Here is a 6,970-nt window from a genome sequence, read left to right as displayed (position 1 = left end):
GCTGTCGCTTCGCTTTCGCACAGATAAAACATTTGCCGCTGACGCTTCGCTTTCGCGCAGAGCAGAGCTTCCTGGGGGCGTCCGATGAGCCGCTTGGGGCAACAGATGTTTTTTGCGCGGAAGCGTAGTGCTAACGAAGCGTCAGCAGCAGGATGTTGGTCACGAAGGCGTTATCACAGGACGTGATGTTCTTAGCCTTCGTTCCTCTATTGCTAATCCCCAAGGAGTCGCCCAGCCTCCACTCCAATCAACTTATATGCATGGTATACGTTTCAACAAATGTCCTACCCAAAATTTGATGATGTGTTATTTATCTATCATTTTACCATATTAAGGTTGCGCACCAAAAGTGGGGACGATTCGAGAAACTAAAGTCCCCTTTTTATTCTCTCCAGTAATTTTATCTGAAGCCTAAAATGCAGATTTGTAACATACTGTATTGATTGGTATATTGTTAGCAATAATCAAAATAATTTAGAAAGGGCTGGAAAAATGACTTTTAGAAGGAATTACGGTTTTTTTCTATTATATTTTGTATTATTGGGTTGTTATTGTTTTATGCTAGTTCATTAAGTGAAAACAGCATTTTTGGTATTTACTTTTATTTAGGTGCTCTACTGTGGATAATGAGTGTTTATTTTGGGATATCCGGAATTCGATCAAAACAAACAGGTATTTCTAAATATTTAGGATTACTCATCATTTTGCTTATTCTTGTCATCTACGGATCGATGATTGCAATTATGGTGATACGAGGTTTTGAACCTTAAAGATTAATCGTTCACTTGAAGTATTTTGATTGTACGTCTAGAATTACAAATTTATTATTAAACTAAAAAAACTGCCCTGCAAGTCAATTTCTATGACTTACAGGACAGTTTTATTTTTTATTGTTCGACTTTTAAATCACATTGCTCTAATGGAAGCATTTTAGTTTTATGCTTGATTTTATAGCCAAGCCATAAGAATAAGAACAGTGGAATACCGATATAGGAGACAAGGACTCCATACCAGTCTATTGTATTACCCATAAAGGCATTGTAGTTTTGTCCAATAACAACAATCATACAAACCGTAAAGGCAAATAGCGGGCCGAATGGGAATAGCCTTGCTTTATACGGTAACAATTTCGGATCTAAGCCCTGTACCTCGAATGCTCGACGGAAACGGTAATGGCTAAATGCAATTCCTAGCCAAGCAATGAAGCCAGACATCCCAGAGGCATTTAGAAGCCACATATAGACTACACCATCACCAAAGAATGAAGCTAAAAATGCTAGGGAGCCTACAGCTAAAGTCGCCAGTAATGCGTAAATCGGAATACCTCGACGGCTTAGTTTAGCGAAAAATTTCGGTGCATGTCCATCTACTGCCAATTGCCAAAGCATACGAGAAGATGCGTACAGCCCTGAATTCCCTGCTGACAGCATTGCCGTTAAAATGATAGCATTCATCAATGAAGCAGCAAAGGCAATTCCTAAACGGTCGAACACCAGTGTAAATGGTGAAACAGCGATATCTTCAGATAGCAAACGTGAGTCTGTAAATGGAATCAGCAGCCCAATTGCACCGATCGCTAAAATATAGAATAAAAGAATTCTCCAGAAAACAGACTTAACAGCTTTCGGAATATTTTTACCAGGATCATCTGTTTCACCTGCTGTTATTCCAAGTAGCTCTGTCCCTTGGAACGAGAATCCAGCAGCTAAGAAAATACCAAATGTAGCAAGAAATCCACCGTGGAATGGTCCATCACTGATAAAGAAATTCGTAAAGCCTACCGGAGCGTTTCCTCCTAAAATACCAAAAATCATTAGGAAACTGATAATAATAAAAATGATGACAGTTACAACCTTTATCATGGCAAACCAATATTCACTTTCACCATAGCTTTTTACAGATAATAGATTAAACGTTAAAACGACAGCAATAAATAAAACAGTCCAAAGTGCTGATGAGCTATCTGGGAACCAATATTTCATAATTAATGAGACAGCAGAAATTTCTGCCGCAATTGTAATTGCCCAGTTGTACCAGTAGTTCCAGCCAAGCGCAAAGCCTAGAGCTGGGTCTACAAATTTTGTAGCATACGTACTAAATGAGCCCGATGATGGCATATAAGCTGCCATTTCCCCTAAGCTCGTCATTAAAAAATACACCATGATACCGATTAATGCATAGGCGAGTAGTGCACCGCCAGGGCCTGCTTGCGCAATGGCACCTCCACTAGCTAAAAACAATCCAGTACCGATTGTACCGCCTAATGAAATCATTGTAATATGACGGCTTTTTAATTCTTTTTTCAGCTTCGGTGCTTTATGACCGAGCTGATTGACTTTTATTTCACTCACGATATAGCTTCCTTCCTTTTTTAAGAGGCGAAAAAAATGCCATCACATGAACGTTGCTGTGATGGCTAAGTAAATCCTCTGTTCCTTCAAAATGATAGCTCAACACGTTGTTCAAACGTGACAGTTCTGTTCCTTTCGGAGACAGCCCCAGCATGAGGTTTTCAAGTCCCCTCACACTTCGGCAGTATTTCCTTTCAGCTAATTTCTCTAATGCTTGTCATTTCCATTAACATACTCTTAAATACCGCGACCTCTACCTCACTACAAACATGAGGCATTAAATATTAAATTTATGATGGGTATTAGTTTAACATACGACCTATGGCATTTCAATAACTCGATTAATATTCTATATTTTGTGAATTTTCCACTATTTTTATTATTGTGATAAAGTGGTATAGTGATTCAATCAAGTTTGTTCTAACAAGGGGGGATTTATCTGACTACTCATGAACATACCGATACTTATCCTAGCAGGAAAATTAACTGGAAAGGTACAACCTTATTGCTCGTTATCGGAATAATTTGTATTGCCTCGACATTACGGATGCCGCTAACAGTTGTTGGACCTATCATTTCCTTTATCCGTGAAGACCTCGGCATATCCAATATACTAGCAGGCTTTCTAACAACGATCCCATTGCTAGCATTTGCAATCATTTCACCATTCGCTCCAATTGTCGCACGTAAATTTGGACTAGAATTAACATTATTTTTATCAACTATTCTTTTAGGGGGAGGGATTGTACTACGCTCCCTTGGCACAACTAGTTTACTCGTATTTGGTACGATGCTAATTGGTATAGCCATTTCATTTGGTAATGTACTAATTCCAGGATTACTTAAATTGAAATTTCCCTTTCACGTAGGTTTACTTATGGCATTTTTCACAATGTCGATGAATTTGACGGCTGGACTCGGTGCTGGCATTAGCTATCCTGTTGCCAATTCATCACTTGGTTGGCAAGGTGCACTGGCCATTTCACTTGTTCTTGTGGTGTTAACTATTGTAATTTGGATTCCACAGTTGAAATTTAATAAGCCTGAACCGACTAATAAGACTACGAAAGAACGTACACCATTATGGAAATCACCTGTTACTTGGGCAGTAGCAGGGGCTATGGGATTTCAGTCATTATTATTCTACACAACCGCCGCTTGGATTCCTGAAATATATATATCACAAGGATTAGCTGCAGATCGCGCAGGCTGGATGTTTTCCATCATGCAATTTTCACAAGTTCCAATGGCTTTAGCTGTTCCTATTATCGCTAGTAAAATGACATCTCAACGTCCTCTCGTATTAATGTTTACAGTATTTTACTTAGTTGGCTTTATCGGAGTAGTCATGGAATGGACGACCCTCGCTGTACTGTGGATGGTGCTACTAGGCTTAGCCGGAGGCGCTTCATTCGCATTAGCGATGATGTTCTTTACACTACGTACCCGTACAGCTTTTGAGGCAGCTGATTTATCAGGATTTGCGCAATCACTAGGATATTTATTAGCCGCAATCGGTCCAATCTTATTTGGTTATTTACATGATTTATTCGGTGGTTGGAATATCACCGGCTGGTTATTTGTTGTCGTAACATTTATTCTCTTTATATGTTCATTTAGGGCTTCTAAAAATGAATATGTGAATTAAAAAGGGCGGCTCATGATTAAATTATGCCTCGGCATAATTGATCATGGGTCGCTTTGTATTTGCACAATCTTAAAGTGTGCTGCCTTTCTCTACTAATAAGGTGGTTTCTGATAAAAGTAATTTGGTGTATTGTAAACATTAACATAAGGTTTATGGAAAATATGAGTCGTAGCTGGTGAGAGAGGTGGAATCAACCACGTCCAATTGCCAGTAACCTTTCGATCCGCTGCTGCTTCTGTTTCCTCAAACAATTTAAATTGCTGTGCAGCTGTATGATGATCTACTATGCTGACACCGTCTTCTTTAAAGGAATGCAGAACGGCAATATTCAGCTCAACTAATGCGCGATCACGCCATAGAGAAGCCTGTTTAGTTGTATCAAGATTGAAAATTTCTGCTATAGCAGGCAACATATTGTAACGCTCATGATCTGCTAAATTACGTGCTCCAATTTCTGTACCCATATACCAACCATTGAATGGGGCCGCCTCAAAATCAATACCTGCCATTTGAAAGCGCATGCTTGAAATAATCGGCACTGCATACCATTTTAATCCTAGCTTCTCTACTTGAGCAGATTCCGGATGACGAATAGGTACCTCTAGTACATATTCGTCAGGGATAGTAACCACTTGTGGTTCCCTTCCATCCACCTGTACAACGAGTGGAAGCACGTCAAATGCTGTTCTCTTACCTTGCCAGCCGAGTGACTCACATACTTTTGTAAACTCAACAGAATGCAGATCACCAACGATTCCAGATTCCGTTTCATAGCCAGCATAACGGATTAGCTGATGATTCCATATACGTACACGCCCCGGTGCAAAAATCGTTATTGTTGGACGAATTTTTCCATCATTTGTTGCATATTGAATATGTTCAAGCAATGCGTTGAAAATATCCTCTTCTTTTGAAATATCACGGGCATCAACAACATGCAGCGATTGCCAAAACAATCGACCAATACACTTATTACTATTGCGCCATGCTACTCGCGCACCAAAGATTAATTCTTCCGTTGTCGGTATATATTCGCCTGCTATTTTAATTTGCTGTAATTTATTGTCTAGCCATGTTTTTGATTCATTTTGTTCTACTTGATAAAGTTCTAAAAACCGCTGTACTTCATGTAAATTCATATTGAATTCCTCCATCTCCCCTCATATTAGAGGAATGGAACTATAATCACCACGATAAAATCTGCCAGAAAACATACATATTTTATATATGAAATACTTTGTTCAATATTTTATAGCATCTCTCTTTTATTTTTCTAAAACTAAAGTTATTTATGGATTATGATGCCCATTTTGAGTAGACATTATTAAAATTAGGGGAAATTACAGAGGGAATAACTGTTGAGCATGGATTTGCCCCTTTTTTACGCTGATCCCCTTTCGTACGAAGTCACGGTTGACCAGACCTGATTTCATTGTACGGCTGGGTTTTTTTCTCGTCCATAGCTAGAAGCTCTTTAGAACCCCTCGCATAGCAAGGGGTTTTCAAAAGATACAAAAAAAAAGCATGTCGCACTAATGTGCAACATGCTTGATGACCCGTACGGGATTCGAACCCGTGTTACCGCCGTGAAAGGGCGGTGTCTTAACCACTTGACCAACGGGCCGTGGCTCCGAAGGCAGGACTCGAACCTGCGACAACCTGATTAACAGTCAGGTGCTACTACCAACTGAGCTACTTCGGAATAATGGTGGGCCTAAATGGACTCGAACCATCGACCTCACGCTTATCAGGCGTGCGCTCTAACCAGCTGAGCTATAGGCCCATTATTTTGGAGCGGGTGATGAGAATCGAACTCACGACATCAGCTTGGAAGGCTGAGGTTTTACCATTAAACTACACCCGCAGATGGTGGGTCAGGACGGAATCGAACCGCCGACACTTAGAGCTTCAATCTAATGCTCTACCAACTGAGCTACTGACCCGAAAAAATATGGAGGAGGTAGAGGGATTCGAACCCCCGCGCGGTGTTACCCGCCTGTCGGTTTTCAAGACCGATCCCTTCAGCCAGACTTGGGTATACCTCCGAAATATATAAATGGTGGAGCCTAGCGGGATCGAACCGCTGACCTCCTGCGTGCAAGGCAGGCGCTCTCCCAGCTGAGCTAAGGCCCCATGTTAGGAAAGATGGTCGGAATGACAGGATTCGAACCTACGACCCCTTGGTCCCAAACCAAGTGCTCTACCAAGCTGAGCTACATTCCGATACTATTAGGCTTTTTTTGGCGCGCCCGACAGGAGTCGAACCCATAACCTTCTGATCCGTAGTCAGACGCTCTATCCAATTGAGCTACGGGCGCATTTATAAAAACTGATGAGCCATGAAGGACTCGAACCTTCGACCCTCTGATTAAAAGTCAGATGCTCTACCAACTGAGCTAATGGCTCATATTAAAAAATGAATGGCTGGGGTACTAGGATTCGAACCTAGGCATGACGGAATCAAAATCCGTTGCCTTACCGCTTGGCTATACCCCAATTATAAATGGGGCGACTGATGGGAATCGAACCCACGAATGCCGGAACCACAATCCGGTGCGTTAACCACTTCGCCACAATCGCCACTATATGTAATCACAGTAGTTTTTGATAACGAGTACCTAGAAACCTGGCAGGGGCAGTAGGAATCGAACCCACACCAAAGGTTTTGGAGACCTCTATTCTACCGTTGAACTATGCCCCTAAAAATGGTGGAGGGGGACGGATTCGAACCGCCGAACCCTAAGGAGCGGATTTACAGTCCGCCGCGTTTAGCCTCTTCGCTACCCCTCCAAGGGATGGTGCCGGCGATAGGAGTCGAACCCACGACCTACTGATTACAAGTCAGTTGCTCTACCAACTGAGCTACACCGGCAAAAAAAAAAATGGCGGTCCCGACCGGGATCGAACCGGCGATCTCCTGCGTGACAGGCAGGCATGTTAACCGCTACACCACGGGACCATTTTGGTTGCG

Annotated in this window: 4 protein-coding genes, 16 tRNA genes and 1 riboswitch; of the genes, 2 read left to right on the top strand and 18 right to left on the bottom strand. The window is 41.6% G+C overall.

Going from position 1 to position 6,970, the window contains the following annotated elements; genetic code table 11:
- Window positions 1-112 precede the first annotated feature (112 nt).
- Window positions 113-334, top strand: a complete 222-nt coding sequence (locus ACQKOG_RS26930; RefSeq protein WP_427448585.1) for a hypothetical protein — start codon at window positions 113-115, stop codon at window positions 332-334.
- Between the two features lie 553 nt (window positions 335-887).
- Here ACQKOG_RS26930 and ACQKOG_RS26925 read toward each other — a convergent pair.
- The gene (locus tag ACQKOG_RS26925) at window positions 888-2,351 is read right to left on the bottom strand and encodes an amino acid permease (protein WP_370080731.1); all 1,464 of its coding nucleotides are present in this window, start codon (window positions 2,349-2,351) and stop codon (window positions 888-890) included.
- An 87-nt stretch (window positions 2,352-2,438) separates the two neighbouring features.
- A riboswitch (Lysine riboswitch) is annotated at window positions 2,439-2,615 on the bottom strand.
- A gap of 175 nt (window positions 2,616-2,790) precedes the next feature.
- Between ACQKOG_RS26925 and ACQKOG_RS26920 the strand changes: the two genes are divergently transcribed.
- Entirely contained in the window at window positions 2,791-3,999 is a 1,209-nt protein-coding gene (locus ACQKOG_RS26920; protein ID WP_370080885.1) for a CynX/NimT family MFS transporter, read from the top strand.
- Between the two features lie 92 nt (window positions 4,000-4,091).
- Here ACQKOG_RS26920 and ACQKOG_RS26915 read toward each other — a convergent pair whose 3' ends face one another.
- The 17 genes from ACQKOG_RS26915 to ACQKOG_RS26835 form a co-directional block, all read right to left on the bottom strand.
- The gene (locus ACQKOG_RS26915; protein ID WP_415731685.1) at window positions 4,092-5,138 is read right to left on the bottom strand and encodes a nitric oxide synthase oxygenase; all 1,047 of its coding nucleotides are present in this window, start codon (window positions 5,136-5,138) and stop codon (window positions 4,092-4,094) included.
- Window positions 5,139-5,551: 413 nt separating this feature from the next.
- A tRNA-Glu gene (locus ACQKOG_RS26910) sits at window positions 5,552-5,623 on the bottom strand.
- 1 nt (window position 5,624) lies between these two features.
- Window positions 5,625-5,701, bottom strand: a tRNA-Asn gene (locus ACQKOG_RS26905).
- 4 nt (window positions 5,702-5,705) lie between these two features.
- A tRNA-Ile gene (locus ACQKOG_RS26900) sits at window positions 5,706-5,782 on the bottom strand.
- Between the two features lie 7 nt (window positions 5,783-5,789).
- Window positions 5,790-5,863: transfer RNA gene (locus ACQKOG_RS26895), tRNA-Gly, on the bottom strand.
- A gap of 3 nt (window positions 5,864-5,866) precedes the next feature.
- Window positions 5,867-5,942 (bottom strand) — tRNA-Phe (locus tag ACQKOG_RS26890).
- Between the two features lie 9 nt (window positions 5,943-5,951).
- A tRNA-Ser gene (locus ACQKOG_RS26885) sits at window positions 5,952-6,044 on the bottom strand.
- A gap of 12 nt (window positions 6,045-6,056) precedes the next feature.
- A tRNA-Ala gene (locus tag ACQKOG_RS26880) sits at window positions 6,057-6,132 on the bottom strand.
- Between the two features lie 13 nt (window positions 6,133-6,145).
- A tRNA-Pro gene (locus ACQKOG_RS26875) sits at window positions 6,146-6,222 on the bottom strand.
- A gap of 18 nt (window positions 6,223-6,240) precedes the next feature.
- Window positions 6,241-6,317, bottom strand: a tRNA-Arg gene (locus tag ACQKOG_RS26870).
- 15 nt (window positions 6,318-6,332) lie between these two features.
- Window positions 6,333-6,405 (bottom strand) — tRNA-Lys (locus ACQKOG_RS26865).
- A gap of 15 nt (window positions 6,406-6,420) precedes the next feature.
- Window positions 6,421-6,495 (bottom strand) — tRNA-Gln (locus tag ACQKOG_RS26860).
- Window positions 6,496-6,503: 8 nt separating this feature from the next.
- Window positions 6,504-6,579: transfer RNA gene (locus tag ACQKOG_RS26855), tRNA-His, on the bottom strand.
- Window positions 6,580-6,626: 47 nt separating this feature from the next.
- Window positions 6,627-6,700, bottom strand: a tRNA-Trp gene (locus ACQKOG_RS26850).
- A 5-nt stretch (window positions 6,701-6,705) separates the two neighbouring features.
- A tRNA-Tyr gene (locus ACQKOG_RS26845) sits at window positions 6,706-6,789 on the bottom strand.
- A gap of 6 nt (window positions 6,790-6,795) precedes the next feature.
- A tRNA-Thr gene (locus tag ACQKOG_RS26840) sits at window positions 6,796-6,871 on the bottom strand.
- A gap of 11 nt (window positions 6,872-6,882) precedes the next feature.
- Window positions 6,883-6,958 (bottom strand) — tRNA-Asp (locus ACQKOG_RS26835).
- Between the last annotated feature and the right edge of the window lie 12 nt (window positions 6,959-6,970).

This window comes from Lysinibacillus sp. NPDC093216 (genome assembly GCF_050280325.1).
Lineage (GTDB): Bacteria > Bacillota > Bacilli > Bacillales_A > Planococcaceae > Lysinibacillus.
This window is presented reverse-complemented; position numbering and strand designations above follow the sequence as displayed.